The organism is Halonotius terrestris, from assembly GCF_006861665.1.
GTDB classification, from domain to species: Archaea; Halobacteriota; Halobacteria; order Halobacteriales; family Haloferacaceae; genus Halonotius; species Halonotius terrestris.
Genome location: NZ_RKLU01000002.1, coordinates 307,844 through 333,807, shown reverse-complemented (window position 1 = coordinate 333,807; position 25,964 = coordinate 307,844). Strand labels below are relative to the sequence as shown.

Annotated in this window: 26 protein-coding genes (1 of these 26 cut by a window edge); 11 read left to right on the top strand and 15 right to left on the bottom strand. The window is 64.1% G+C overall.

Annotated elements, in window-relative coordinates:
• Positions 1–1,272: an NAD(P)/FAD-dependent oxidoreductase gene (locus EGH24_RS05295; RefSeq protein ID WP_142979120.1), complete on the top strand. Its 1,272-nt coding sequence runs from the start codon at positions 1–3 to the stop codon at positions 1,270–1,272.
• Positions 1,273–1,311: 39 nt separating this feature from the next.
• Here EGH24_RS05295 and EGH24_RS05290 read toward each other — a convergent pair whose 3' ends face one another.
• Positions 1,312–2,025: a metallophosphoesterase gene (locus EGH24_RS05290; RefSeq protein WP_142979119.1), complete on the bottom strand. Its 714-nt coding sequence runs from the start codon at positions 2,023–2,025 to the stop codon at positions 1,312–1,314.
• Positions 2,026–2,107: 82 nt separating this feature from the next.
• Between EGH24_RS05290 and EGH24_RS05285 the strand changes: the two genes are divergently transcribed.
• Positions 2,108–2,887: a DUF7839 domain-containing protein gene (locus EGH24_RS05285; RefSeq protein ID WP_142979118.1), complete on the top strand. Its 780-nt coding sequence runs from the start codon at positions 2,108–2,110 to the stop codon at positions 2,885–2,887.
• Positions 2,888–2,914: 27 nt separating this feature from the next.
• On the opposite strand, the gene EGH24_RS05280 is transcribed toward EGH24_RS05285, so the two are convergent.
• Both EGH24_RS05280 and EGH24_RS05275 read right to left on the bottom strand, forming a co-directional pair.
• Positions 2,915–3,520, bottom strand: a complete 606-nt coding sequence (locus EGH24_RS05280) for a J domain-containing protein (RefSeq protein WP_246057896.1) — start codon at positions 3,518–3,520, stop codon at positions 2,915–2,917.
• A gap of 40 nt (positions 3,521–3,560) precedes the next feature.
• Positions 3,561–3,818 (bottom strand): MTH865 family protein, encoded by a 258-nt coding sequence (locus EGH24_RS05275; protein WP_142979117.1) that lies wholly within the window; start codon positions 3,816–3,818, stop codon positions 3,561–3,563.
• A 144-nt stretch (positions 3,819–3,962) separates the two neighbouring features.
• On the opposite strand from EGH24_RS05275, the gene EGH24_RS05270 reads away from it, so the two are divergent.
• Positions 3,963–4,607 carry a halocyanin domain-containing protein gene (locus tag EGH24_RS05270; RefSeq protein ID WP_142979116.1) on the top strand — a complete coding sequence of 215 codons (645 nt, stop codon included), beginning with the start codon at positions 3,963–3,965 and terminating at the stop codon, positions 4,605–4,607.
• Positions 4,608–4,609: 2 nt separating this feature from the next.
• On the opposite strand, the gene EGH24_RS05265 is transcribed toward EGH24_RS05270, so the two are convergent.
• Positions 4,610–5,683: a glycosyltransferase family 4 protein gene (locus EGH24_RS05265; protein WP_142979115.1), complete on the bottom strand. Its 1,074-nt coding sequence runs from the start codon at positions 5,681–5,683 to the stop codon at positions 4,610–4,612.
• Positions 5,684–5,778: 95 nt separating this feature from the next.
• Between EGH24_RS05265 and EGH24_RS05260 the strand changes: the two genes are divergently transcribed.
• A complete protein-coding gene (locus tag EGH24_RS05260) occupies positions 5,779–7,602 on the top strand; it encodes a S9 family peptidase (RefSeq protein ID WP_142979114.1) in 1,824 nt (607 codons plus the stop codon).
• A 38-nt stretch (positions 7,603–7,640) separates the two neighbouring features.
• Here the strand turns inward: EGH24_RS05260 and EGH24_RS05255 are convergent, their stop codons facing one another.
• Positions 7,641–7,871 carry a hypothetical protein gene (locus EGH24_RS05255; RefSeq protein WP_142979113.1) on the bottom strand — a complete coding sequence of 77 codons (231 nt, stop codon included), beginning with the start codon at positions 7,869–7,871 and terminating at the stop codon, positions 7,641–7,643.
• Positions 7,872–8,000: 129 nt separating this feature from the next.
• Between EGH24_RS05255 and EGH24_RS05250 the strand changes: the two genes are divergently transcribed.
• From EGH24_RS05250 to EGH24_RS05240, 3 genes are all read left to right on the top strand, one after another.
• Positions 8,001–8,417 carry a cobalamin B12-binding domain-containing protein gene (locus tag EGH24_RS05250; RefSeq protein ID WP_142979112.1) on the top strand — a complete coding sequence of 139 codons (417 nt, stop codon included), beginning with the start codon at positions 8,001–8,003 and terminating at the stop codon, positions 8,415–8,417.
• A 2-nt stretch (positions 8,418–8,419) separates the two neighbouring features.
• Positions 8,420–9,601: a methylmalonyl Co-A mutase-associated GTPase MeaB gene (gene meaB / locus EGH24_RS05245; RefSeq protein WP_142979111.1), complete on the top strand. Its 1,182-nt coding sequence runs from the start codon at positions 8,420–8,422 to the stop codon at positions 9,599–9,601.
• A gap of 113 nt (positions 9,602–9,714) precedes the next feature.
• The gene (locus tag EGH24_RS05240; protein ID WP_142979110.1) at positions 9,715–11,121 is read left to right on the top strand and encodes a HEAT repeat domain-containing protein; all 1,407 of its coding nucleotides are present in this window, start codon (positions 9,715–9,717) and stop codon (positions 11,119–11,121) included.
• 29 nt (positions 11,122–11,150) lie between these two features.
• Here EGH24_RS05240 and EGH24_RS05235 read toward each other — a convergent pair whose 3' ends face one another.
• From EGH24_RS05235 to trpC, 5 genes are all read right to left on the bottom strand, one after another.
• A complete protein-coding gene (locus EGH24_RS05235) occupies positions 11,151–11,969 on the bottom strand; it encodes a DUF7504 family protein (protein WP_142979109.1) in 819 nt (272 codons plus the stop codon).
• 167 nt (positions 11,970–12,136) lie between these two features.
• Complete coding sequence (locus EGH24_RS05230) at positions 12,137–12,931, bottom strand: 2-amino-3,7-dideoxy-D-threo-hept-6-ulosonate synthase (protein WP_142979108.1); 795 nt, start codon at positions 12,929–12,931, stop codon at positions 12,137–12,139.
• 54 nt (positions 12,932–12,985) lie between these two features.
• Positions 12,986–13,873, bottom strand: a complete 888-nt coding sequence (gene trpA, locus EGH24_RS05225; RefSeq protein ID WP_142979107.1) for a tryptophan synthase subunit alpha — start codon at positions 13,871–13,873, stop codon at positions 12,986–12,988.
• Positions 13,874–15,151, bottom strand: coding sequence for a tryptophan synthase subunit beta (trpB, locus tag EGH24_RS05220; protein WP_142979106.1), 1,278 nt, complete (start codon positions 15,149–15,151; stop codon positions 13,874–13,876).
• Positions 15,152–15,223: 72 nt separating this feature from the next.
• Positions 15,224–15,985 (bottom strand): indole-3-glycerol phosphate synthase, encoded by a 762-nt coding sequence (trpC, locus tag EGH24_RS05215; protein WP_142979105.1) that lies wholly within the window; start codon positions 15,983–15,985, stop codon positions 15,224–15,226.
• Positions 15,986–16,071: 86 nt separating this feature from the next.
• Between trpC and EGH24_RS05210 the strand changes: the two genes are divergently transcribed.
• Complete coding sequence (locus EGH24_RS05210) at positions 16,072–16,521, top strand: MGMT family protein (RefSeq protein WP_142979104.1); 450 nt, start codon at positions 16,072–16,074, stop codon at positions 16,519–16,521.
• A 3-nt stretch (positions 16,522–16,524) separates the two neighbouring features.
• Here EGH24_RS05210 and EGH24_RS05205 read toward each other — a convergent pair whose 3' ends face one another.
• Positions 16,525–16,866 (bottom strand): hypothetical protein, encoded by a 342-nt coding sequence (locus EGH24_RS05205; RefSeq protein WP_142979103.1) that lies wholly within the window; start codon positions 16,864–16,866, stop codon positions 16,525–16,527.
• Between the two features lie 42 nt (positions 16,867–16,908).
• Positions 16,909–19,188, bottom strand: a complete 2,280-nt coding sequence (gene lonB, locus EGH24_RS05200; RefSeq protein ID WP_142979102.1) for an ATP-dependent protease LonB — start codon at positions 19,186–19,188, stop codon at positions 16,909–16,911.
• A gap of 167 nt (positions 19,189–19,355) precedes the next feature.
• On the opposite strand from lonB, the gene EGH24_RS05195 reads away from it, so the two are divergent.
• Both EGH24_RS05195 and EGH24_RS05190 read left to right on the top strand, forming a co-directional pair.
• Entirely contained in the window at positions 19,356–19,913 is a 558-nt protein-coding gene (locus EGH24_RS05195) for a nicotinamide-nucleotide adenylyltransferase (protein WP_142979101.1), read from the top strand.
• A gap of 14 nt (positions 19,914–19,927) precedes the next feature.
• Positions 19,928–20,710 carry an SAM hydrolase/SAM-dependent halogenase family protein gene (locus EGH24_RS05190; protein WP_142979100.1) on the top strand — a complete coding sequence of 261 codons (783 nt, stop codon included), beginning with the start codon at positions 19,928–19,930 and terminating at the stop codon, positions 20,708–20,710.
• Positions 20,711–20,715: 5 nt separating this feature from the next.
• Here the strand turns inward: EGH24_RS05190 and EGH24_RS05185 are convergent, their stop codons facing one another.
• Positions 20,716–22,944 carry a PAS domain-containing protein gene (locus tag EGH24_RS05185; RefSeq protein WP_142979099.1) on the bottom strand — a complete coding sequence of 743 codons (2,229 nt, stop codon included), beginning with the start codon at positions 22,942–22,944 and terminating at the stop codon, positions 20,716–20,718.
• Between the two features lie 18 nt (positions 22,945–22,962).
• Positions 22,963–24,453, bottom strand: coding sequence for an ATPase domain-containing protein (locus EGH24_RS05180; protein ID WP_142979098.1), 1,491 nt, complete (start codon positions 24,451–24,453; stop codon positions 22,963–22,965).
• A gap of 286 nt (positions 24,454–24,739) precedes the next feature.
• Between EGH24_RS05180 and EGH24_RS05175 the strand changes: the two genes are divergently transcribed.
• The gene (locus tag EGH24_RS05175) at positions 24,740–25,603 is read left to right on the top strand and encodes a CheF family chemotaxis protein (RefSeq protein WP_142979097.1); all 864 of its coding nucleotides are present in this window, start codon (positions 24,740–24,742) and stop codon (positions 25,601–25,603) included.
• 54 nt (positions 25,604–25,657) lie between these two features.
• Here EGH24_RS05175 and thsA read toward each other — a convergent pair whose 3' ends face one another.
• Positions 25,658–25,964: the end of a thermosome subunit alpha gene (thsA, locus tag EGH24_RS05170; protein ID WP_142979096.1), read on the bottom strand. 1,256 nt of this gene lie beyond the right edge of the window; only the last 307 of its 1,563 coding nucleotides appear in the window; its start codon lies beyond the right edge, outside the window; it ends in the stop codon at positions 25,658–25,660.

Sequence of the window (25,964 nt, the reverse complement as noted above, 5' to 3'; positions counted from 1 at the left end):
ATGAGTCGTTCCATTGTCGTCATCGGTGGCGGACTGGCCGGCCTCGTCGCGGCGCGACACCTCGCTGACGGTGGCGCGGACGTGACCGTTTACGAGTCGCGGGCGTCGGTCGGCGGCCGTGTCCGCTCGCGGCCCGAGCATGGCTACACGCTCGACCGCGGGTTTCAGGTGCTGTTCACCGGCTACCCGGCAGTCCAGCGCGAACTCGATCTCGACGCGCTCGATCTCCGGCGATTCAAGCCGGGCGCAGTCATCGCTCGGCCCGGCCGCCGATCCACGCTCGCCGATCCGCTCGGCAATCCGGCTGCCGCCCTCGATAGCCTCCGCAACCCCGAGGTCACGTTCACCGACAAACTGCGGACGCTCGCACTCAGACAGCACCTCGGAACGCGCACCTACAGCGAGCTGTTCACTGGCTCAGATACGACGATCCGGAGCTATCTCCGCGACTGGGGATTTTCTGAGCAGTACCTATCGAACTTCGTCGCGCCGTTCTACGGCGGAATCACGCTCGACCGCTCGCTTGGCACCTCGAAACGGGTCTTCGAGTACACGTTCAAAGCCCTCAGCGACGGCGACAGCGCGATCCCCGCCGAGGGGATGGGCGCGATCACGCGCCAACTGGCCGACACAGCGCGGGACGCCGGCGCGACGATCGAAACCGGCGAAGCGGTGCGAGAACTGATCCAGAAGCGGCGGCACGCCGTCGTCGACACCGACAGCGACCGCCGCGCGGTCGACGCCGTCGTCGTCGCCACCAACCCCCGAACCGCCGCCCGGCTGACCGAAAACGACGCGATCCCGACCGACGGCGTCGGCTGCGTGACCCAGCACTACCGCCTGCCGGACGCCAACCCACTCGACACTGGCAAACGAATCTTGCTGAACGCCGGCGGCGACGAGCCGAATACGGTTGTCCCGATGTCGGAAGTGGCCCCGGAGTACGCCCCCGACGACGGGTTGTTGCTGAACGCGACGTTCCTCGGCGATGCCGTCCTCGATACCGACAGCGAGACGCTCGCCAACCGAACGAAGGCGGCACTCGAATCGTGGTACCCGCGCCGGAACTTCGCCGGGCTCGAACCGCTGGCGACCGACCGGATTCCGTTCGCACAATTCGCCCAGCCGCCGGGCGTCCACGAGTCACTGCCGTCGGTTCGAGACGGCGGCCGACGAACCTACCTCGCCGGCGAGTACACCGAGTGGTCGTCGATTCAGGGAGCGATGGAAAGCGGCCGCAAGGCGGCCGAGGCCGTGCTTGAAGACTACTGAGCGGTCACGCGAGCTGCATCAGTCGAGTCGGCCCGATTCTCAGAGTCGGTGACGGATCGATTCCAGCGGTGGGAACCACAACGCCTCGGCACCGTCGTCGTCCCAGACGACCGGCTGCATCGTCGATAGCTCAGCCACCAGCGGCGACTGTAGATCGCTCGCCTGCCGGCGATTGATTTCGACGCCGCCAGCAAGGTGGGTGAACGCCGGCAACACGAGCAGGTCGCTGCCGCGGTACTGGTCGTCGCCGAAAAGGTAGCAGGGCCGACGCACGCCCTCGATAGCGAGAGCCGGGTGATCGTGGCCGATAATGTACCGGTCGCCGCGAGAGTCGGGTTTCTCGTGGCCGTGACAAACAACCGTGCCGTCCGATAGCGTCGTGGCTGATTCGACGGTTCCCGGCCAGCAGTCAGCCAGCCGATCGTCGTGATTGCCCGCGACGGCAATGGCGTCGGCATCCGCGTCGGCGCAGTCGTCGCACAATTGTTCGACAGTTCGGCGGGCAGTCATCGGCAACTCGGCAAAGCTGTGGAGCAAATCACCGGCGAACACGACCGTTGCGGGCTCGTATTCCTGCAAAAGCGCGTTGAGACGGCCAGCGATGTCGTCAGCGTCGCTGATCGGGGCGGCGACCCGCGATGACGACTCCCGGCCGATGTGGAGGTCCCCGAGAACGACCGCGTCAGCCGCCGAGAGATAGACCGCCCGGTCGTGAAACCGAAGGTCCGCAGCCGACGCGGGTCTAACCGACATACTTCTCACTTGGCGTCAAGGGAGATAATCGCTCCGTCAGCGACCCGTCGGGCTTTTTATCGTGCCGCCGGAAGTCTCGGGTATGAGCGACGCGCTCTCGGATAAGCGGACTGCCACGCGGCTCCGCGTCCTCGTGGAGATCGCCGACCGCCAGCCCGCCGTCAGCCAGGGCGAAATCGCCGACTCGGTTGGGGTCACCAGCCAAGCGGTCTCCGAATACATTCGGGAGCTCGTCGACGACGGTCTCGTCCGCAAGGAGGGCCGCTCCCGCTACGCCGTCACGAAAGAGGGCGTCGACTGGCTCTTCCAAGAGGCCAACGCCCTCCAACGGTTCGCCGATCACGTCACCGACGACGTACTGGGCAGCGTCCAAGAGGACACCGCGATCGCCACCGCCGATATCGACGCCGGCGAGCAGGTCACGATCTCGGTTCGAGAGGGACTGTTGCACGCGACACCCGGCGAGGAAGGGCCGGCGACCGGCGTGGCGACGACCGACGCCGACGAGGGGACTGACGTGAGCATCACCTCCTTCGAGGGCGTTATCGACATGACGACCGGGACGGTCACGGTCGCGCAAGTCCCGCCGGCTCGCAACGGCGGCAGCCGCGAGGCCGACATCGACCGACTGGCCGAACTCTGTGCCGCCGCCGACCGCTGTGTCGCCGCCGATGTCGAGGGCGTGGTCTCGCTGCGGGCAGCCGACTACGAGCCGGCGGTCACGGTCGCCGCGGGCGAAGTCGCCTCGGCGGCGGCCGCGGTCGGAATGACGGTCGTCGTCGCCGCCTCAACGGACACGGTCGGTCGCGTGACCGACGCGCTGCGTGACGGCGAGACCAACTACGACGTGACGACGCTGTGAGAACCGTGTCGGTGGCAACAATGGCGATTACGCCGTGCCGTCGGCGTCGTTTTTCGCTTTCGTGTAGGCTTCCTGTAGCTGCTTGAACTCCTCGTCGGTGCCGCCGCGGTCCGGATGGACCTCCTTCACCTGCGTGCGGTAGGCCTGCTGGATCTCCGTCGCCGAGGCGTCGTTGGTGAGGCCGAGATACTCGTAGGCGGCGGTGACGGGGTCGTTGCTTTTTGGGGGTTGTCGCGGCGCGTCGGGGACCTCAAACGGGAGCCGTTTCCCGAGGTTGGCCGCGGGCATCTCGTCCTCACAGAGGATGACATGGGTGGCAGCATCTTCGAGACCGAAGAGAACTCGCGGGTCGAACGTGATGGCGACATCGCGGTCGGGCAGGTATAACGCGATCGTCAGGCCGGCCTGTTCGTACTCCTCAATATAGGGCTCGCCGATCGCAGAAAGATACTGGCGAATCTCGGCATGTCGGCGAAGCGAGCCGCGGTCGGGGCCGTCGCGCGGCGGCTCGGTCGTCGGGAACAGCTTCTCGCCCGCGTAGAAGATAGCAGCGACGAGAACCGAGGCCGCGACCCCGAGTGCGAGGCCGAGAACGAGCCACATCGGCAGCGATCCCACCAACACGAGTGACACAGCGGCCGTACGTGATGGGCCGTAAAGAACCTCTCGCCAGCTAGATGACGCCCTCGGCTTTCAGGCCGGCGATCGCGTCGTCAACGAGCGATTCGACATCCTCGTAGGGAAACTCCTGATGACCGCTCAGTTCGGAGGCGAGTTCCATCGCGGTTACCTCCCGGTCGCCGATAGTGAACGTCGTCCCCGGTCCGTTGGGGAGGGCGGGAACGATATCCATCTGCCCGGTGATCGGGTAGTCGGCCCCCGAAAACGCCTCGGTGAACTGCTCGCGGAGTTCGGCTTCGGCATCTGACATACCGCCATATGCCGCCATGGAACGCAAAAGCGTTCCGAAACGGGCTATTGACTGTCAGCAGCGCGCCGCCAAGGTTGCCGTCGGGCGTCGCCGCCGCGGCTCCGAACCAACATATTCACTACGGCCGATAACGAACCCCCGTCCATGAGCGAGAACGACGCGGTTTCGCGGCGCGGACTGCTCCGGGCGGCAGCCGGCGCGGGTGCCGCGGCGGGAGCCGCTGGGGCAACGACAGGCACCGCCGCCGCCCAATCGGAGATGGCCGATTTCGGCAGCCACCTTTCCGGTGTCGACGGGGGCACCGAGGACCTCCGCGGCAACAGCGAAGTGACCGTCCAAGTCGGGGCCAGCGGCAACGGCGGCAGCCTCGCCTTTAGCCCCGCAGGCATCTGGGTCGACCCCGGAACGACCGTCATCTGGGAGTGGACTGGCGAGGGTGGTGGCCACAACGTCGAAACCGTTGATGGTCCGGCCTCACTCGGCAGCGAAACCGTCAGCGAGAGCGGCTTCACCTACGAGTTCGAGTTTACCGAAGACCACGCCGGTATCACCAACTACCAGTGTGGCCCCCACTCGGCACTCGGGATGTTGGGTGCGGTCGCCGTCGGCGGCGACGTCCCGACCAAGGAAGTCGGCGGCGGTGGCGGCAGCGGCGGCCCGCCGGCGATCCCGGATTCGGCGAAAACGCTCGGGCTGGCCACCTTCGTGGCGATGGTGTCGACGCTGGCGTTCGCGCTGTTCTTCCTGAAGTACGGCGGCGACTACGAGGATTACGAGGACGCAGGCTGAGCTCAAAACAGGCCGTAGTCGCTGATCGCGCCGCGGTAGCAGGTCAGATACTGCTCTAGCATTTCGCTGTAGTCGTACTGTTCGTAGGCCTCGTCGATGGTGCGTTCCTCCATGTCGCCGGCGACGATGATCTCGTCGGCCAGTTCTTCGGGCGTCGAGACGAGGGTACCGCGTGTCCCCGGCAGCCGAGATTTCTCCTCGACGAGTTCGTGGGCCGCGGAGTCGGCCTGATACTCGGCGATACCGACACAGCCACAGGCCAACCCCCACAGCAGGTTCGTCGCAAACGGCTCGCGCTCGGCGGTCTGAGCGAAGACGTGGGCGCCCTTCAGCACAGCCACGCGCTGTTTGTCAGAGAGGTCGCCGAGGAAGGAGACGCGGTCCCGAATACGGAGATCGCGGGCGGTACGCTCGGCGTCGGCCGCCGCGGAGCCATTGCCAATGATCGCCGCCGACCAGTCACGGTCGCGGAGTTCGGCGAGCGCGAGCAGGAACGTCTCGACGTTGGCGTACTCGTCGAGATGGCGGCTGTAGACCAGATCGAACTCGGCTTCGACCGGGGCGGATTCGATCAGTGAGAAATCGAGGCCGTCGGGAATCACTGTCACCGGCGCTTCAGACGCGCCGTACTCCCTGACGGTGGTTTTGACGGTCTCCGATGGGACGATGATCCGGTCGGCCTTCTTGGCGATGCTTTTGCAGTCGCCGGCGGAGTCGTCGTCGCTTTCAGCCCACCAGTCGACGACCATCGGAATCCGGAGGACGCGACAGGCCGGCTTGACGGCGCGAGCGTGACGGGCCGGGCTGTTCGGTACATGGACGATGTCGGGCGATTCTTTGCGGAGCGCGAAGGGGAGTTTAAACACAAAGCGTTTGGTCGAAAAGTCGCCGTCGACCGCGCGGTACTCGATCCCGTTTTGCTCAAACTTTGCGTGCTCGCCGTCCCACCAGCGACTGCACAGCACAACGACCTCGTGATCGGTGTTCGTGAGGAGTTGGATGAGGCGGTGTTGGCGACGGATAGCGGGGGTGTCGCGTGTGTGGTGGGTGTACATCGAGACGAACGCGACACGCATACCCACTCCGAGACTGCCGCCGAATAAAAATCCACGCGAAACGCCGTTCACCGAATCACCCGAAACGGTTTGCCGGCGGCGGGCGTCTACAGCCCATGCACGACATCGACCGGTATCTCAACATCCGCACCGCCGTCGGCGCGACGTTCGGCCCCGACGGCGACCGGCTCTGTTTTCGGTTCAACGCGACGGGAACGCCACAGTGCTGGAGCCTCACCGAGGCTGGCGCGTGGCCAACCCAGCACACCTTCTACGACGAGCGGATCACCAGCGCGACGATGTCGCCCGAGCGCGACGAACTGATCTTCGGGAAGGATGTCGGCGGCAACGAACGCGTCCAACTCCACCGCCTTGATTTCACCGACGGCACGATCACCAACCTCACTCAACATCCCGACGCAAAACACCGCTGGGGCGGGTGGAGCCACGACGGCGACCGCTTCGCCTTTACCTCGAACCGCCGCGATGAGCGCGTCTTCGATATCTACACGCAGTCCCGGGAGGCCGTCGGCGACGACGCCGAACTCGTTGCCGAAGGCGACGGCTGGCTCAGCCTCGGCGGCTGGAGCCCCGACGACGGCCGGCTGCTCGTCGTCCGTTCGTACTCGGGCTTCGATCAGGACCTCTCGGTCCTCGATATCGAGACCGGCGAGCGAACCCACCTGACGCCACACGACGGCGACGTGCGCTACCGCAGCGCGAGTTGGGGGCCCGACGGCGAGAACATCTATCTCGTGACCGACCGCGAAACAGACACCCTGCGACTCGAACGACTCAACATTGAGAGCAAGGTATTCTCGGTCGTCGAAACCGAGGACCGTGACCACCACGCTGACGACGAGTGGAACGTTGGCGGATTCGCCATCGACGAGGAGAGCCGCCGACTCGTCTACGGCCGTAACGTCGGCGGCTACACCGAGTTGACGGCAGGCGAACTCGTCGCTGTAGAGCGGATCGACCCGTTCCCCGAACCCGACCTGCCAGATGGCGTCGCTGGCGGTATCAGCTTCGGCCCTGATGGCGACCGGATCGCTGTCACCGTCAACAGCCGCACGCGGAACGCGAACATCCACGTCGTCGACCTACGGAGCGGCGACAGCGAGCAATGGACCGAAGCCGGGACCGCTGGCATCCCCCGAGATAGCTTCATCGCCCCCGAACGCGTCTCCTATCCCACCTTCGACGGCCGGTCGATCCCGGCGTTCTTCTCGCTGCCCGACGACGACACCGGAGCCGGCGAGACGCCGGTCATCGTCGACATCCACGGTGGGCCCGAATCCCAGCGGCGACCATCGTTCAGCGGCGTGAAACAGTATCTGTTGGCCAACGGCTACGCCGTCTTCGAGCCGAACGTTCGCGGCTCGGCAGGCTACGGGAAGGAGTACGCCAGCCTCGACGACGTGGACAAGCGGATGGATTCAGTCGCAGATATCGAGGCTGCCGTCGAGTGGCTCGCCGATCATCCTGCTGTCGATACCAACCGCGTCGTCGCCATGGGCGGCTCTTACGGCGGCTTCATGGTCCTGGCGACGATGACGGAGTATCCCGAGTTGTGGGCAGCCGGAATCGATATCGTCGGCATCGCGGATTTCGTCACGTTCCTCGAAAACACGGGCGAGTGGCGACGCGAACTCAGAGAGGCCGAATACGGATCGCTGGATAATGATCGGGAGCTACTGGAGTCGATTTCGCCGNTCAACCGCGTCGACGNCATCGACGCGCCGCTGTTCGTGCTGCACGGCGAAAACGACCCGCGGGTCCCGGTTGAGGAAGCCGAACAGATCGTCGAGGCCGCGAGCGAACAGGGCGTGCCAGTGCGGAAACTGATTTTCGAGGACGAGGGTCACGGCTTCAGCAAGCTGGAAAATCGGATCGAAGCCTATCGGGGAATCGTTGACTTCCTCGAAGAACACGTCTGATTCGAAAATACGGTTCGTCAGTACTGATTCGAGCCGATTCAGTGCGTCCGTTCAGTAACCGTTGCGTCTCGCATATCCGGGCCAGATATTCGGCTAAGGCCGACGAGCAGCGAGAGCGGCATCACGACGAACAGTCCGGCTAAGGCGAGCGCGAAGCCCGTCACGCCAGCGGCGACGAGGAGCGAGATGCCGAGCAGCTCACCGCCCGCGGTGGTCAAGAGGGCAGCGACAGCGAGTCCGAGGAGTCGATCTTCTGTTTTCGTAGTCACATGCGTCCTTGTGGCTGGAAGGCAATAAGCCGCGCCCGACACCTGCGGTCGTGTCTCACACTGGCACGCGACACCCGAAGTAGTGGCACGGCCGGTAGAATCAAACCGTTCTCGGCCAAAGGTTCAGCCATGAGCGAAGCGTCGACCCAGCGGGCGATCCGGTGTCTGATCGCCAAGGTCGGCCTCGACGGCCACGACCGCGGNGCNCANGTCATCGCCCGNGCNTTCCGNGANGCNGGCTTCGAGGTNNTCTACTCCGGNCTCCACNNGNCGCCGGACGAGATCGTGCAGGCCGCCGTCCAAGAGGACGTCGACGTGCTCGGTATCTCCATCCTCTCGGGNGCNCACAACACGCTNNTCCCGAANATCNTCGNNGGGCTNGAGNCCTATGGCGCGCTCGATGATACCCTCATTCTCGTCGGTGGGATCATTCCCGAGGAGGACAAACCGCACCTCAAGGACCTCGGCGTCGCCGAGATTTTCGGCCCCGGGACGCCGATGGCGGAGACCGTCGAGTTCGTCCGCGAACACGCCGGGGCGGAGTAACGATGGGCGACGACACCACTTCCACCGCTGGCGACGACACCGCCGGCGACGACGCTGCCGATGGCTCGACGTCGCTTCCCGATGATCTGCTATCGACGCTGCCGGAGAACCCGCGCGAACAGCTGTCGCCAGAAGATACCGCCCTACTCGACGATCTGTTGGACGGCGACCAGCGCGCACTCGCACGCGTGCTCACGAAGATCGAAAACCGCACCGAGGGCTCCCGCGAGCTACTGGCCGCACTGCACGGTCACGCCGGGACGACGCCCGTCCTCGGGATCACTGGCAGCCCCGGCGCGGGCAAATCCACGCTGGTCGACAAACTCACCGACTTCTACCGCGAGCGCGATGAAACAGTCGGCGTGCTGGCGGTCGATCCCTCCTCGCCGTACACTGGCGGCTCGGTGCTGGGCGACCGGATCCGCATGGGTTCAACCGCCGGCGACATGGGCGTGTTCATCCGGTCGATGAGCGCGCGCGGTCGCCTCGGCGGGCTCTCGATGGCGACAACTGACGCTGTCACCGCACTCGACGCCTTCGGGATGGATCGGATCATCATCGAAACCGTCGGTGCGGGCCAAAACGAAGTCGACATCGTCGAAACCGCCGACACCGTCGCGGTCGTCGTCCAGCCCGGCTCCGGCGACGACATTCAACTCCTGAAGGCCGGCATTCTCGAAATCGGCGACGTCTTCGTCGTCAACAAGGCCGATATGGACGAGGCTGCCCAAACGGTCGCCGATCTGGAGGCGATGGTTCACGGCGCCGAGCCGATGGGCGGGGCTGCCGGCCACCATGCACCCAGCGTCGATGCCGACGAGACGGCGGAAATCAGCCCCGACGAGAGCGACGAGGGCTGGACCCCACCAGTCGTCGAGACGATCGCCACGGCCGGCGAGGGGATCGAGGCGTTCACCGAGGCGATCGAGGATCACAGTCGGTATCTCGATGCGTCCGGCGACGGCAAGACCCGGACCCGCCGACGCGCCGCGGCGACCCTCCAGCGGTTGTTGCAGCGCGATCTGAGCGCGCTGAGCGAGCGGCTGATCGACAGCCACGGCGGGATCGACGCGTTGGCCGCCGCGGTCGCCGAGCGGGAGACTGACCCCTACACGCTCATCGGAAGGATCATCGAGCCGATGGCCAAGGCGGTCGAGCAGACGACTGCGGAAGACGACGATTAACGGGGACACGGAAATCCACCGTTCGGGTCGACGGTGGGCTTATTATCCCTGATATGGATAGATAGCATACTAGTATCAGTCACGATTGTTGATTCAATTCCGATTCGCTATCAATGGACGAAACCCCGCAAGGCTCCCAAACTGACTTCCTCTACACGCTCGCCACCAACGGCCAGTTCGCCAGGATCGCCAACTATCTGGCGAGCAACGAACCGGTTGCGGTGCGGCGCGGTGCGGCGGGTATCCTCACCGAGTTCGCCGGCGAATTCGAAGACAGAGCCACCGACGAGTTCAAAGCCCAACTGATCAACGCCGTCCTGGAGGAAACGGACGAAACCGTGAGGGCACGGGCTGTCGAGACGCTACTCTATCTCGACGACTCGATCATCGACAACCTCGTCACGCGGATCGCCGCCGACGACGAGCCGACGCCGACGGACTCACCGCACCCGCTCGTCCTCGTCGAGTGGCTGGGCAGCCAACACGCGGAGCTTCGTCTGCTGGCAGTCGCCGGGCTCGGCGATGTCGGCTCCGATCACATGATCCCGAAGCTCACGGCGGCCTGTTCCGATCAGGACCGACGCGTCCGGGAACGCGCCCTGGCGGAGTTGGGGCGGATCGGCGACCACCGGGCTATCGATGCCATCGCCGACCGCCTCGACAGCGATATCGGAGCGATCCGCCGGGAAGCGGCCAGCGCGTTGGCGGCGATCGGGACCAAAGACGCCATCAACCGACTCAAACCAGCCGCCAAAACCGACGACGAGCGGCTCCGCCGACTCATCATGGACGAACTCGGGGCGATCGGCACCTTGGAGACACTCGACATGCTCATCGACGGGCTCGAAGACGACGATCCTGAGGTCCGAGCGGCGGCCGCGTCATCGATCGTCGAGTCGGTGTCGTCGGCCTCATTCGAGGAGAGCCACGTCATCCGGGAGAACGCGGTCGACTCCCTCGAACGGCTGGCCGAAGACGAGGATATCATCCCCGAATTCGTTTCGGTGTTCACCGAGAGCCACCGGACGACAATCCGGCGCAACACCGCATGGCTCCTCGGTCGCATCGGTGACAGCCGCGACTCGGTCGTCGACGCCCTGTTGGACGCGCTGTCGGACGATGATACTGCGACAGCACTGATCGCCGGCTCCAGCCTCGCGCTGCTCGGCGACCGCGATATCGAAGACCAGATCGAAGCCTATCTCGACGACCAACCGGAGGAGTCGCCAGCACGGACGCGAGCGGAGTTCGTCAAATCCCAAATCGCCGACAGCGAGGCCGACGTGATCCTGAAACGCACTGTCGAGTACATCTTCGTCGCCGAGCCGGAGGATTACACCAGACAAAAAGCCGAATCAGATGAGGAGACAGAATCCGAAGGAGAACCGACAGACGAAGAATTGGAGCCGGCAATGGAGACAGATGCCGAAGAAGAATCCGAAACCGAGACCGATGCCGAAGACGAGAGCGACGACGAAATCGGCAGTGGAATCGGCTACGGAGATCGGTTCCACGACTAAAAGCGAGTTCGAAGCCGAAGTCGGCGTCGCTACTCTTTGAGGAACAGCTTGCCGGTGGCCTTGATCCGCATGTCGAAGACCGGATCGAGGACGTTCATGCTGGACGTCATGCGTTCGCGGTCGACAAAGTAGTGCGACAGCACGTTCGCCGTCTCCAGCCGGCCGTTGAGCAGGTGGAGGAATTTGAAAATGCGCTGGAGTTTGCCTTTCGTGATCAACTCCGTTAGCACGTCGAATTCGAAGGTGATCTTCCCGCCTTTGTGCTCCTGTTCCTGAATCACCCGCGAGATAGTCTCGGTGAGGTTGCCGAGGCCCATCTGTTTGTCGAGTTGGACGATCTCGACGGGTACATCCATCAGCTCCAGTCCGCTGAGGCCTTTGAGCGGGTCGGATTTCGTCGTCAGAATGACGGTCCAGTCGGGCCACTCGTTGAGGTTCTCCTGGAGGAGTCGAATCCGGTCGGCCGGGTTGGTCGTGACGATGACGACGATATCGCCCGGCGCGAGGAAGTGGACGCGAGCGTTGTCCGCGCCTTTGCTCTCGACTTTGGCCATGACGGCGACCGCACCGGTACCGTTGATGTCGTCAGCGACGTGGACGCCGGACTCCAACAACGGTTTCTTGTGGGTGAACAGGTGGCTTTTGAAATCCTCGACGCCGCTGGATTTGTCGTGGCTCTGGCTGGCCGTATCACAGTACGGGCAGGACCACTTGAGCCGCACCCCGTCTTCGGCGACGTTGTTTCGATGGCGTTTGGCGACGTGAGATTTCACCTTCTCGACCGTCTCCGATCGGCTGGCCGACCAGACGGTGAAGTCAGTGTCCCTCGCACGCCATCGGTAAACCATCAGTACGTGCTAAGAAGTACCGTAGAATACTTAAAATTCACCATCAGCTTAAAATAGCGTCTTTTCGGGAGTAATTAACGATAACCAGTGTACATGTCGCGGCGGAAGAAGCCGACGGGAACGGGTTGATACGACAGCTGCGAGACTGCAACGGTCGGCAGGCTTCGTCAGGCTTCGAGTGTCAGCCCAGCCGCACTGAGGGCGTCCTCGGCGTCGTGGTCGTCGTGGACGACCGCCGCGACGGCACGGGTGATCGCTTCGGGGTCCTCGTGTTGGAAGATCGATCGACCCATCGAGACGCCGGCCGCGCCGGCGTCCATCGCGCCGCGAACCATCTCGACGGTTTCGGCGTCGGTCCCTTTCGAGCCGCCGGCGATGACGATCGGCAGGCTGGTCGATTCACAGACGTGTTGGAAGCTGTCGGCGTCGCCGCTGTAGCCGGTTTTGACGATGTCGGCTCCGAGCTCCTCGGCGAGGCGGACGGCGTGGCCGAGGGCTTCGGGTTCGTCACCCTGTATGCCGGGGCCGCGGGCGTAAGCCATCGCCAACACCGGGATGCCGAAGCGTTCGGCTTCGCCGGTCAACTCCGCGAGATCTTCGATCTGCTCGGGTTCGTAGTTCGAGCCGACGTTGATATGGAAGGAGACAGCGTCGGCACCNGCGCGGANCGCNTCCTCGACGGTGCNGNTNANNCGCTTGTCGTTNTCGTCNGGGCCGATCGTCGTCGAGNCGTTGANNTGGACGATGTAGCCGCTGCCGTTGGTGTTACCGTGGACACGGTCGGCGACGCCCTTCTGGGTGAGCACCGCGTCGGCACCGCCGCGGGTGACGCCGTCGACGGTCGCCTCCAGGTCCTTGAGTCCGGAGACCGCACCCATCGTGATCCCGTGATCCATCGGCACGATCAGGTACCGGCCTCCTGTAGAGATGCGGTCGAGACGCGCGTTGATTCCTGCGGACATAGCTGTTGTGTGAACCTCTGTCAGTAGGAGGGTATGTAGCTTGCGACTCCGAGCCTACTCGCGGCCGTTGGCCGACCGGCCGCGGGCCGCACCCTCGGCCAACTCGCGGGCTTTCGTCTCCAGTTTCGCCGCGGTTTCCTCGGTCGACCACTCGTTGTCGACGCCGTCGGCGACGATATCTACCAGCGCGCTGCCGACGATGATCCCGTCCGCGCCGCTGGCGACGATGCGTTCGGCCTGCTCGCCCGACGAAATGCCGAAGCCGACAGCTTTCGGCACGTCCCACTCCGAGAGTCGCTGGAGGCTACGGTCGGTCTGATCCGACACGTCGCTTTTCGCGCCGGTCGTTCCGAGTCGGGCTTGCACGTAGACGTACCCCGAGACGCGCTGCATCATCGACTGCAGCCGCTCGCCCTCGGTCGTCGGCGCGACGATGAAAACAAGATCAAGGCCGTACTCGTCGCAGGCCGCTCGCAGTGGGTCGGCTTCCTCGGCCGGGAGGTCGGGGACGACGAGCCCCGAGATGCCGGCGTCGGCCGCGCGAGCGACGAACTGCTCGGGGCCTCGTTCGTTGCTATCTGGTGGGCTGTACTGATAGATGAGATTGTAGTAGGTCATACAGACCAGCGGCACGTCGACCGCGAGGTCCTCGACGAACTCGAAGAACAACTCGGGCGTCATCCCGCCTTCCAGCGCGCGGACGATCGCACCCTGGATCGTCGGTCCCTCGGCAATCGGCTCGGAAAACGGCAGGCCGAGTTCGATGATGTCCGCGCCGCCGCGGGCAAGCGCTTCGACGTACGCCTTCGAGGCTTCGTAGCTCGGATCGCCGACAGCGAGATACGGGATGAACGCTGGCCCGTCGTCGAAGGCAGCGGCGATCTCGCTGTTAGCCGCCGCGCCGTCGCTTCGGCGGGTCGCGGATTGGCTACCGTCGGCCATTCAGATTCCCCCCGAGAACATCGACATATCCGGCGCGTTCGGCACGTCGCGGGCGTCGGTCTCCTCGATGGCCGACTGGAGGTCCTTGTCGCCGCGCCCGGAGACGTTGACGACAACGGTCCCCGAGAGATCATCGTGATTCTCTTCGAGGTAGCCGAAGGCGTGCGCCGTTTCGAGGGCTGGAATGATGCCCTCGGTCTGCGAGAGGCGGTGGAAGCCTTCGAGAGCTGCGTCGTCGTCGACCGCGACCGGCGTGACGCGGTCCTCATCGACGAGGTAGGCGAGTTCGGGGCCGACGCCGGCGTAATCGAGGCCAGACGAGATTGAGTGTGATTCCATGATCTGGCCGAAGCTGTCCTGCAGGAGTTTCGTGCGNGCGCCGTGGAGNACGCCCTCGNNNCCNGTCGACAGCGACGCGGAGTTNGGNGCGACNCCCNNTTCCTCNTCGACNNCGAGNNNNGANCCGCCNGCCTCNACGGCGATGAGGTCGACGCCCTCGTCGTCGACGAAGTCGGCGAAGATGCCCATCGTGTTCGAGCCGCCGCCGGCGCAGGCGANNACNGNNTCNGGGAGGTCGCCGGTCTTTTCGATGGTTTGCTCGCGGGCTTCCTCGGAAATCACGGCTTGGAAGTCCCGGACCATCACTGGGAACGGGTGGGGGCCGACGACGCTGCCGATAACGTAGTGGGTCGTCTCGACGCTGGCGGCCCAGTCCCGCATCGTCTCCGAGATAGCTTCTTTCAGCGTGCCGCGGCCCGCGGTCACCGGCTTCACGTCCGAGCCATTGAGCTTCATCCGGAAGACGTTGGGNCGCTGGCGGTTGATNTCGCGNNNNCCCATGTAGATCNNNCAGGGCATNTCGAGATGCGCGGCGGCCATCGCGGTCGCGGTGCCGTGCTGGCCGGCGCCGGTCTCCGCGATGATGCGTTCTTTCCCCATGTANTTNGCNAGNAGNACCTGNCCNAGNGCGTTNTTCAGCTTGTGNGCNCCGCCGTGNAGCAGNTCCTCGCGTTTNANNTANACNTCGNNGNCGTAGCGNTCGGAGAGNNNGTCNGCNCGCTGNAGCGGCGTCGGCCGGCCGCCGAAGTCGCGGATGCGCTCGCGGAACTCGTCCATGAAGCCGTCCTCGTTGCGGAGCACGTACCGCTCGTAGGCGTCNNTCAGNTCCTNNATCGCCGGCATCANCGCCTCNGGNACGTANTGNCCGCCGTAGTCGCCGAACTTGCCGTCGGCCGCTTCGGTCGTCGGTTCGTCGTCCGTCGCGTGCTCTGTACTCATTGTATCCTCCTATCGTGTAGCATGGTCATGTAACCCTCGCTTCGCTGCGTCAGTGTGCTGTCTCGCATTCGATTACTCCGCTCCGGTGAGCCGCTGGGTGTTTGTCTGTGGATCGCCGTCCATGATCGCACTGCCGATCAGGAGGCCGTTCGCGCCGGCCTCACGCATCCGACGCACGTCGTCAACGGTCGAAACACCGCTCTCGGCGATCAGCGTCACGTCATCAGGTACGTTGGGAGCCAGCCGCTCGACGGTCGCAAGATCGACCGCCAGCTTAGCGAGATCACGGTTGTTGATCCCGATGATGTCGGCTCCCGCGTCGATCGCAGCATCGAGTTCCGGCTTGGTGTGTACCTCGACGAGGACCTGAAAGCCGCGGTCGCGGGCGGCTTCCAACATCGGTTCGAGGTCGTCGCCGAGGAACCGCGCGATTAGCAGGATGACGTCGCTTTCGACGGTGTCGAGTTGAGCCTCCCGCAGCACGAAATCCTTCCGCAGGACCGGCACATCGACCGCCTCGCGGACGCGCTGGAGGTTCTCGATCGAGCCGCCGAAATGCTCCGGCTCCGTGAGGACCGACAGCGCGGCCGCGCCGCCGTCGATCATCGATTTCGCCAACGCGACGGGATCAGCGTCGGTCTCGCCGTCGGTCGTCGGACTCGTCGGTTTGACCTCCGCGATCACCGGGACACGGCCGTCACGCTCGGCCGCCGCGAACGCCGCCGACAACGACCGCGGTGTGACCGACACGCGCTCGTCGCCGCCCGGGCGGTCGGCCGCCGTCTCGAGGATCGACTGCACTTCGGGGGCCACCTCCCCTGTTGATTCGTTCATCTATGTACATCGATGTACGTATCTGTACATAAGGCTTGCGTCGTGAGGCGGAACCGTTGAGGGGCGTCGGCCGTTTGTGTCGGGTAATGACACCCGGGATCTACGCACAGCGGTTCGACGAACTCGATACCGTCATCCAACTCGGTGTCGCCAGCGGCCAAGTGATCGACGTATCGTTCCCCGATGAAGTCCCAGCGGACGCCGAAACCGACCACGAGGTCTTCGGACTGATCACCGACTACCTCAACGGCGACCGGCTCGCTCTCACGGATGTCGAGATCGCGTTGACCGTCCCGACTGACCAGCGACAGGTCCTCGACGCCCTCCAGAACGTCTCCGCGGGTAACACGGTCAGCGTCTCGCGGCTGGCGCGACTCGCGGGCATGGATGAAGACAGCGAGGAGGACAACGCCACCGTTCGAGACGCACTGCGGGCGAACCCGATCCCGCTGGTGATTCCAGATCACCGCGTCCACGACGCACAGGGCGCGACACCGCCCGACGTTGCCGCCGCGCTCCGCCGACTTGAGGAGTAGCCGCTACTCGTCGAGATACCGACGGAGGCCGATCGCGCCGAACAGGAACAGGGCCGCACCCAGCGGGCCGTCGAAATCGAAGAAGACGCCGATATCGAAGGCAACGAGGATGCTGCCGAGGATCATTGCTGCCGACGAGATCGTTACCTGCGGGTCAAGTCTCGTGATCCGTTTGAGTGCCAGCCAGACGAAGGCGAGGGTACCGCCGACCAACAGCGGAATGACGAGAAGGTTCCCCTCGGCGTCGAAGAGAATCACGGCGAGGCTCCCGATCGCAATCGCGGCGGTCGCCGCCAGCAACGGCAGATCGTCGCTATCGACGGCAACCAGCGACTCATCGTCCATACCCGAACGAGGAAAAACAGCCTCTTGAAACTCCCGGCGGCGTTACTGCGGGCTCGGGTTCGACGGCCCCGCGACGCTGCCGTCCTGCAGTGCCGAGCCGGTGATGCTCTTGAGTCGGGAGACCAGCGAGTCCTTGTCGGCTTCGCCTTCGAGGGCGATATCGAGGACTTCGCTGATGTGGCTGACCGGGATGATCTCGATCATCTCGCGGTACTCGTCTTCGATCATNACGTCCTGCTCGTTNGCCTTCGGGATGATNACCNNNTNGNNGCCNGNCTTNGCGGCNGCNTCGATCTTGTGGGTNACNCCNCCGACCGGGAGCACGTCGCCGCGGACNGACAGCGAGCCGGTCATCGCCAGGTTCTGGCTGACGCCGACGTCTTCGAGTGCGGAGATGACGGCCGTCGCAACCGTGATCGACGCCGAGTCGCCGTCGACGCCCTCCTGACCGGCTTGGACGAACTGGATGTGGACGTCCTTCTCGGCGAGGTCCTGATCGGAGAATTTCTTTATAATGGCCGAGACGTTTTGGACGGACTCTTCGGCCATCTCCTTGAGTTGGCCGGTGGCGATCACTTGGCCGCCGCCTTGTGTGGGTGTGATTTCGGCCATCACGGGCAGCATGATGCCGGAGTCTTCGCCCATCACGGCGAGGCCGTTGACGCGGCCGACTTGGTAGCCCTCCGAGACCTGCAGTTCGTAGTCCTTCCGTTTCTCGATGAACTCGTCGGCGAGCTGTTGCTCGATCGAGCGGGATCGCTCCTTGGCTTTGAGGACGTGCTCGCGGGTCGTGTACTCGGCGTCCTCGCCGCGGGCGATGTCGCCGGCGACACGGACGAGTCCACCGAGATCGCGGAACAGCAGCGTGAGCTGGCCCTTGCGGCCGGCGCGACGACGGGCTTCGAGGATGACCTCCTCGATGGCGTCGGCGTCGAACTCGGGCAGCCGGCCGTCGTTGGCGACCTCCTGAGCGACGAAGCGCACGTATTTCCGGCGCATTTCNNGGGTNTCCTCGATGGTGTCNTCCATGTANACCTCGTAGCCGTANCCCTTGATNCGCGAGCGCAGCGCNGGGTGCATGTTCTCCATCGCGTCGAGGTTNCCNGCNGCNANCATNANGAAGTCNNNNGGNACNGGCTCNGTNTGGACCATCGCCCCTGAGGAGCGTTCGCTCTGGCCCGTAATCGAGAACTCGCCCTCCTGGATCGCCGTCATCAGNTNCTGCTGGGANCGGATGTCNAGNGTGTTGATCTCGTCGACGAACAGCACGCCCTTGTTCGCCTTGTGGATGCCCCCGGCCTCGACGCGGTCGTGGCTCGGCGTCTCCATCCCACCGGACTGGAACGGGTCGTGGCGCACGTCGCCGAGCAGTGCGCCGGCGTGGGCGCCGGTCGCGTCCTCGAACGGCGCGGTCTGCTGGTCGGCGTTGTTCACCAGCAGGTTCGGGATCATCGCGTCGCTGCCCCGCGAGGAGTAGCGGAAGGCGAGGTAGATGACCCCNGCGGCGAGNATNCCNAGNAGNANCTGNCCNGCGATGANNAGCGNGTAGCCNAACACNACNGCGATGATGATCCACATNAGGAAAGAGCGCATCTGGTTCCGCTTGCGCGCTTCCTCCTTGTGGGCGTCGACGATCTGCTCGCCTTTCCCCGCGGGCACCGTCCGGATCTTCGGCTCGTTGCCGTCGTCGGGGTTGTGGTAGACGAGGATGTCNTGNAGCTCCTCNNNNGGGAGNAGTTNNNTCATCGCCTTCGCNAGCATCGANTTCCCNGTCCCCGGNGAGCCGATCATCATNACGTGNCGNCGCTGTTTNGCNGCCTTNANGATNANGTCGCGGGCGTNNTCCTGNCCGATGACCTGATCGACGAGNCGGTCGGGNANCNNNANGTCCTCGGTGCTGTCGATCAACAGCCCGCCGAGTGGATCGTCCTCATCCGGGTCGTCGGCGATCGGGGCGTCGACATCAACGTCGCTACCGAGTTCGTCGATCGTGACTTCCTCGTCGCCCGTTTCGGCGGGTTGGTTGCCGCGGGTGCGGTCGCCCGGCGTGTCGACGCGCTCGAAGGCCTCTTCGTCGGCGACGCCCGGCGACTCGCGTTGGAACGGCTCCTCGTCCTCGCCGTTAGTCGCGTCGTCTGGGGCCGCTGGCTCGTCGTCTGTCGTCTCGCCAGTCGGGTCATTGTCGGGCGTTTCGTCGGTCCCCTCTCGGGATGCCTCGGTGTCGGTCACAGCCGGTTCGCCACCCGGGTGCCCGGCGTCCGACGCCGTCTCATCCTCCCCGTCGTCTGGGGGGCCGTCGTCAGTGTCCGTGTGGTTGCTCATAGAACGGGTTTGCTGAGTAAAACAAGGCTATGGCGACTGATATACTTTCTCCCCCTGTCGAACAATACCACAATCCGAAAAACACCATAGAGAACGCTTCTATCGACACTTTGTGATCGTAGTGAAAACTCGCCGTGTTTATAAATGACGCCGTGGTAGGAAGAGATATGCGGGGGTTCTACATCGGCCGGTTCCAGCCCTATCACGACGGCCACCACCACATGGTCGAAGAGATCGCCGAACAGGTCGACGAACTCGTGTTGGGCATCGGGTCGGCCGGCGACTCCCACACGGAGCGAAACCCCTTCACGGCCGGCGAACGCGTGATGATGGTCACCAAATCCGTCGCCGAGTTCGACCTGCCGACCTACGTCGTCCCCATCGAAGACCTCNANCGNAACNCGGTGTGGGTNAGCCACGTCCAGNNNATGTCNCCNNNNTTCGACGTGGCNTNCTCGAACAACCCGCTCGTCNTCCNGCTGTTCNNGGAGGCCGGCGTCGAGGTGCGNCAGTCGCCGATGTTCCNNCGNGANGTGCTGGAGGGGTCGGAACTCCGCCAGCGGATGATCGACGGCGAGGAGTGGCGATCGCTGGTCCCCGAGCCGGCCGCCACCGTCATCGAGGAGTGCAACGGCGTCGAACGCATCCAGCAGGTCAGCGACAGCGACGGTGCAGAGGGCATCGACGACGCCAGCGACGAGACCGACGCCAGCGACACCGCCTAAGGCGACGCAAACCGATGCTCACGCTCACCTCCGATTTCGGCACGCCCTACCCGGCGGCAATGAAGGGCGTGATTCTCTCCCGAACCGACGCCCAGCTCGTCGACATCGCCCACGACCTCCCGCGACAGGACCCCAGAGCGGCCGCATTCTGGCTGCGTGAGACGGTTCCCTATTTTCCGCCGGCCGTCCACCTCGCGGTCGTCGATCCCGGCGTCGGCACCGACCGGGCGGCGTTGGCGATCCGAGTCGGCGACCACGCGCTCGTCGGCCCCGATAACGGCCTGCTCCGTCCAGTCGTCCGACGGCTTCGCGAGTCGCTGCCGGCCGACGAGCCAATGGTGTCGGCCTACGAAATCGTCGTCGACGACCCCGCATCGACGACGTTCCACGGCCGGGACGTGTTCGCGCCCGCAGCCGCTGAGATCCACGACGCGGGCGTCGACCGGATCGAGGCCGTCGAGATGCTCGCGTCGCTTGATCTGTCGGACTGCGTCGATCTGGAGTTCCCGACGCCGACACGCGATGACGGCGCGATCCACGGCGAAGTCCTCGTCGTCGACGACTTCGGCAATGCGATCACGAACGTTCCCGGCGAGTGGCTCGCGGACAGCGAGCGGGTCGCCGTCAACGACGTGCCCGCGCCGGTCGTCGAAACGTTCGCGGCGGTCGAACCGGGCGAGCGATTACTGACTGTCGGAAGCCACGGCTACGTCGAGTGCGACGTGAATCAGGGCCGCGGCGATGACGCCTTCGGACTCGTCGCCGGCGACACGGTGACGGTCGTGCCCGCGGAGTAGCACACTCAGTCAGGTGAGTCAGCCGACGGCTCCGTATCTGCCGCGTTGTCAGTGGACTTGCCGTTTCCGTCGGCCCGCGGCAGCGTCAACACGGCCTTCGTGCCGGTGTCGTCTTCCTCGATTCGGACCTCGCCGCCGAGCAGCGAGACCGTCCAGTGGACGAGCCACAGGCCCAGCCCGGTGCCGTGTTCCAGCGGCGTCTCCTCGCCGGCCTGAATCGCCTGCCATTCGTACATCGGAATCCCGGGCCCGTTGTCGGTGACGACGATCTCGACCCACTCGGCGGCACCCATTTCGGTGTGTGGTGTCGCGGTAACCGTCACCGTCGGCGTCGGCTGATCGTTGTGTTGAATGAAATTATCGATGAGTTCCAATAGCCCCAGCTCAAGCCGGTTGTCGGCCTTAACCGCCAGTGACGCCGACTCAGTTGTCAGCGACGCCGACGGATACCGGGACGCGAACTTCTCTTCGAGGCCGGTGAACAGCAGCGGGATGTCGCTGACGACTTCCTCGCTGTCCGTGTTGGCGAACAGCGACCGCACGGTCGCGGCGCGCGCACTCAACCGGTCGAGGTCATTGATCCGGGTGTTGATCGCATCGAAGAACTGGTCGGCTGCCTCGTCATCGACCCTCTCTTCGAGCAGCGAGACGTTGCCCTCGATGACGTTCATCCCGTTGCGGAGGTTGTGCCGAAGGATACGATTGAGGACATCGAGCTGTTGCTCGCGGAGACGGCGGTTGGTCACATCACGTTCGATGGCGACGAAATGTGTGATCTCGCCGACGCTGTTCGTGATCGGCGAGATCTCCTGTTCGACCCGGTAGAGCCCGCCGGATTTCCGCTGATTGACGAGTTCGGCCTCCCACGTCTCGCCGGCGAGGATCGTCTCCCAGAGGTCGTCGTAGAACGCGTCCGACTGTTTGCCCGAGCTGAGGAGATTCGGGTTGTTGTCGAGGATTTCCTCGCGTGTGTAGCCGGTCTGTGCCTCGAATGCGGCATTGACATACTCGACGTTGCCGTTCCGGTCGGTGATGATGACGGAGTTGCCGGAGTTCTCGACGGCTTTCCGAAACAGTTGGAGATCGCGTTCCCGCTCCTTTCGATCCGTGACGTCCTCCTGAAACCCAATGAAGTTCTGCAGCTCGCCGTCGTCGTTCCACACGGGAGCGATGGTGACGCGGTTCCAGAACTCGGAGCCGTCCTGGCGGTAGTTCTTGAGTTCGACGGTGACTTGTTCCTCGTTAGCGATCGCCTCCCGCATCTCCGCCACCGGCTCCTCGCGGGTTTTCGGTCCCTGCAGGAAGCGACAGTTTTGCCCGATAATCGTCGACTCGTCGTAGCCGGTGATCGCCGTGAAGCCGTCGTTGGTGTAAACCAGCGGATTGTCCTCCTGATTCGGGTCGCTGATCGTGATCCCGGTTGGCGCGCCGTCGATCGCCTCTGTTTTGAGCTCCAGTTCTCGCTCGTAGGCTTTCCGTTCGGTCACATCGCGGATGGAAAACAGCACTGAGGGCCCGGCTTCGGCCTCGAACGTCGCCGCCGAAATCTCGACCTGTCGCTGATCGTCCGCGTCCGCCTGACAGGTGAACTCGTCGGTCCAGCCCTGGCCGTTGGCGACGACGGAGGCGACGAACTCCGCGAGGCTGCGGGTTCCCTCTCCAGCGAGTATTTCATCCGGGGCGATCCCGACCAGCGCGGACCGCGACCGCCCGGTCAACTCCGCGGCGGCAGGATTACACTCCTCGATCGTGCCGGAGTCGGGATCGATGACAAGGATCGCGTCGTTGGTCGCCTCGAAGAGCCGTTCGAACTGTCGTTGGATATTCTCGTATCGCGCGGCGAGTTCTTCGGACTGTTCGCGTCGGATCAAGAGGTTCTGGAGGCGGCGGTATAGCGTCGCCCGGTCGATCGGGGCGGTGACGACTTCATCGACCAGCGGCGGCTCCGACCCCGGCTCCGTAGGTAGGAACGCTCGGCCGTTGTTATCAGCGCGTTGGAGCAATAGGACCGGTTGAAAGGTCGGATACGTCTCGGTTTTCAGTTCGCGGAGATCGTCCTCGTATTCCGGGAGGCGGTTGTCGCCAATGAGATAGCAGTCCGCCGGCTGGAGGTCGTCGTCGATAACAACCTCGTATTGCTCACTGAGTATTGTCTGAAGGGCTTCCCGATCACCGTCGCTGGCGACGATGAGTTGCAGCGTCCGATCGCCGTCGGTCGGTTGCGTGGCACTCATGAGCCCGGAGAAGCGTGGTTACTGGTGCTCCCCCTGTACCGGTGTCCCGCGCATGATGCCGTGGACGCCGTCGAAGGTGCCCGCGATCCGTAACCCCTCGCCGTCCTCGATCGTAAACCGGTGGAACCGGTTGTCGAAACCGCCGAGTCGCTTTTTCAGGACGCCGATCGCCCGGTTCAACTCGGCGTCGAGTTCGACGTAGGTCAGGTAGACGATGGTATCGGCGATGTAACTGGTGTTCGTACTCGTCGCTGTCGGGACGCCGGTCAACTGATCGGCCTCGTCAGTGAGCACGATGGCGACGCCGCGGTTCTTCAACACGCGCGTCAGCCCGTGGAGCCGGCGAACGAGTCGCTGTTCCTCGCCCTGCAGCGAGATCTTGTAGCCAGCCAGCCCGTCGATCAACACGACATCGGGTTGGTGTTTCTCGGCTTCAGTGACCACGTGTTGGCCGAACTCTTCGGCTGACTGTACCAGCGGTTCGACTTCGGTGAGCTGGAGTGCCCCCGACTCGCGGAGTTCGGTGATCGGCAGGCCGAGGTTTTCACACCGATACGTGAACTGCTCAATCGATTCCTCGAAAAGGTACGCGAGGACGCTCCCACCCCCAGCGGCGATGCCGGTGAGGATCTCCGCGCCGATGGTTGATTTTCCGATCCCGGTCGGGCCGCTGATGAACGAAACCGCGCTCCGTTCGATCCCGCCGCCCAACAGCGCGTCGAAGGCGTCATCGCCGGTCGACAACAACGAGGGATCGAACGTGCGGTTGGTGTGTTTCGGCACGACCTGCGGGTAGATCTCGATCCCATCGTCGCGGATCTCCAGCCCATGTGTCCCATCTATCTGCCCGAGCCCCCGGTGTTTCGGGACGGCGATCCGGCGTTCGCTGTCGTCGAGATAGAGCTTGATGACCCCGTCGCTGAGCGATTCGAAGTCGTCGAACGTGAACTCCGTCGACGCACCTTGAGAGAGCGTTCTGGTTGTGACGGTCGTCACCTGTCGATCCCGAAGGAACCGGATCAGCGACTGGAGCCGTTTGCGATACTGGTACTCGTCGCGTTCGACGTACTGGAGTTGCGTGATCGGATCGATCAACACCCGCTCGGGATTGACCGACTCGATGATCTCCTTGATGTCCTTGGTGAAGCGCTCGGATTCGACCTCAGTCGTCTCGACGAGATCGTAGGAGATGTCCTCGGCGAAGAAGTCGGTGCCGGGACCGATATCGAGGAATTCGGCATCGGCGATGTCAACCGATAGTTGGCCCGCGTTGGTGAGGATGTCGCCCCGCGACTCCTCGCCGTGAATGTAGACGACCGTCTCCCCGTTTTCGAGGCCGTCCTGCAGGAAGTGTTGGCCGAGGAGGGATTTGCCCGTCCCCGAGACGCCTTGGACGAGATACGTCCGACCACGAACGTAGCCACCCTTGAGCAGTTCGTCGAGTTCGGCGATACCGGAGCTGATCGTTTCGATCCGCGTCGCGTCGGAATGTGGTGTATCGTCTGACATTGTACTCGCTGCCCGCGTGTCGCCCACAGTGCCGAGGAAGGGGTCCCCAGTCCGCTCTCGACCGCCGTACACTGTGGGTGTGTCTGCCAATATATTGGCTCGCCCCTGTACATAAAGCCCGGTGCAGCGACAACCGTTACCCACGCCGAAACGGGTCCATACCAGCGGCGATGACAGATACCCAACTCGTCTCCGTGCAGTGGGATGGCGACACCGATAAGACGCACCCGGTTGTATACTCAGCCGTACTGGCCGGGCAACGCACCAACGCAGATAGGCACCCACCATGGGCGAGGAAGAATACCAGATCGCCGATACGAAAGGGCGATTCACGATGGCGGTCAAAAACGGCCGCAAGCTCAACGACATCTCGTGGTCCGAGGGGCGACTGCTGTTATCGAACAAGCGGCTCATCCTCGTCGGCGGCGACGGCAAGCGGACGATCAAACTCTCGGACATAACTGGACTATCCGGGCGTGAGGATTCCACCCAGTCCATCGCCGCGCTGTCGAACTACCTGAGCCTCCGGCTCGGCGAGGACGTCCTCGTCGTCTCCGCGAACAACCACGAGGAGTTCAAACTCGCCTTCTACAAGGCCGTGCTCGATGAAGCAGTCATCAAAGCCAAACACCCCGCGGTTGAGGGCGGCGTGATCCAAGACACCGAGTGGCAAAAGGCCCGGCTCGCAGTCGAATCCGAATCGCTGTTGGCCTCCCTGAAAAACGGCTCGCTCGTCGAGATGGAGCTCAGCGAGATCAGCGGGCTCAACAAAGAGAAACGGACCGTCGACGGACAGAAACGACCGATCATCGAGGTCTCCCACGCCGTGGATTCGACCAGCCTCGAAACGCATCTCATGGGGCCGCGACAGGTCTCGATTTTCGCCTACGCCTTCCTCCAACAGGGCGAACGCGAAAGCGAGACCAACGTCGATCTCGAGCCCTCCGAAAAAGAAGTCCTCATGGCACTTCACTCGGGGATCTCGCCGTTCAGCATTCCCGAGTTCATCGGCCAAGACGTCGACGACGTCGAGGAGACCTTCGAGAAACTCATCGAACTCGATATCGTCGACAAGGTGCGGGAACGCCGAGAGGTCACGCTCAACGCCCGCGGTCGCAACATCGCCAGCGAGGCGATGGGCGATCAGTAGCGTTCGAAAAACGGCAGCAAAACGGTGCTCAACGACGCGATACGAGTGGGAAGTCTATTCGGAGCTGATCACGTCGTCGATGCGGAGGATCATCGTCGCGGCCTCGGTCGCTGAATCAACGGCCTCACGTTTGACCGCTGCGGGATCGAGGATGCCCTCTTCGACAGGGTCGCCGACGGTGCCGGATCGCTCGGTCGTCACGAGACCGGCGCGGCCCTGCGCGTCGTGGCGGGCGCGGAGGTCAACGAGTGCGTCGATCGGGTCCTTACCCGTGTTTTCAGCCAGCGTCCGTGGCAGGGCGTCGACTGCGGTAGCGAAGGCCTCGATAGCGAGCTGNTTNCGGCCNTCGANNCCGGCNGCG

Excerpts from the sequence above, each read along its gene's own strand:
- EGH24_RS05210 (WP_142979104.1), top strand. The coding sequence starts at position 16,072 with ATGACACCCGGGATCTACGCACAGCGGTTCGACGAACTCGATACCGTC.
- trpC (WP_142979105.1), bottom strand. The coding sequence starts at position 15,985 with ATGAACGAATCAACAGGGGAGGTGGCCCCCGAAGTGCAGTCGATCCTC.
- EGH24_RS05265 (WP_142979115.1), bottom strand. The coding sequence starts at position 5,683 with ATGCGTGTCGCGTTCGTCTCGATGTACACCCACCACACACGCGACACC.
- EGH24_RS05175 (WP_142979097.1), top strand. The coding sequence starts at position 24,740 with ATGGGCGAGGAAGAATACCAGATCGCCGATACGAAAGGGCGATTCACG.
- EGH24_RS05290 (WP_142979119.1), bottom strand. The coding sequence starts at position 2,025 with ATGTCGGTTAGACCCGCGTCGGCTGCGGACCTTCGGTTTCACGACCGG.
- EGH24_RS05295 (WP_142979120.1), top strand. The coding sequence starts at position 1 with ATGAGTCGTTCCATTGTCGTCATCGGTGGCGGACTGGCCGGCCTCGTC.
- EGH24_RS05180 (WP_142979098.1), bottom strand. The coding sequence starts at position 24,453 with ATGTCAGACGATACACCACATTCCGACGCGACGCGGATCGAAACGATC.
- EGH24_RS05235 (WP_142979109.1), bottom strand. The coding sequence starts at position 11,969 with ATGGTTTACCGATGGCGTGCGAGGGACACTGACTTCACCGTCTGGTCG.
- EGH24_RS05205 (WP_142979103.1), bottom strand. The coding sequence starts at position 16,866 with ATGGACGATGAGTCGCTGGTTGCCGTCGATAGCGACGATCTGCCGTTG.
- trpA (WP_142979107.1), bottom strand. The coding sequence starts at position 13,873 with ATGGCCGACGGTAGCCAATCCGCGACCCGCCGAAGCGACGGCGCGGCG.
- EGH24_RS05190 (WP_142979100.1), top strand. The coding sequence starts at position 19,928 with ATGCTCACGCTCACCTCCGATTTCGGCACGCCCTACCCGGCGGCAATG.
- EGH24_RS05240 (WP_142979110.1), top strand. The coding sequence starts at position 9,715 with ATGGACGAAACCCCGCAAGGCTCCCAAACTGACTTCCTCTACACGCTC.
- EGH24_RS05285 (WP_142979118.1), top strand. The coding sequence starts at position 2,108 with ATGAGCGACGCGCTCTCGGATAAGCGGACTGCCACGCGGCTCCGCGTC.
- EGH24_RS05275 (WP_142979117.1), bottom strand. The coding sequence starts at position 3,818 with ATGTCAGATGCCGAAGCCGAACTCCGCGAGCAGTTCACCGAGGCGTTT.
- meaB (WP_142979111.1), top strand. The coding sequence starts at position 8,420 with ATGGGCGACGACACCACTTCCACCGCTGGCGACGACACCGCCGGCGAC.
- EGH24_RS05270 (WP_142979116.1), top strand. The coding sequence starts at position 3,963 with ATGAGCGAGAACGACGCGGTTTCGCGGCGCGGACTGCTCCGGGCGGCA.
- EGH24_RS05185 (WP_142979099.1), bottom strand. The coding sequence starts at position 22,944 with ATGAGTGCCACGCAACCGACCGACGGCGATCGGACGCTGCAACTCATC.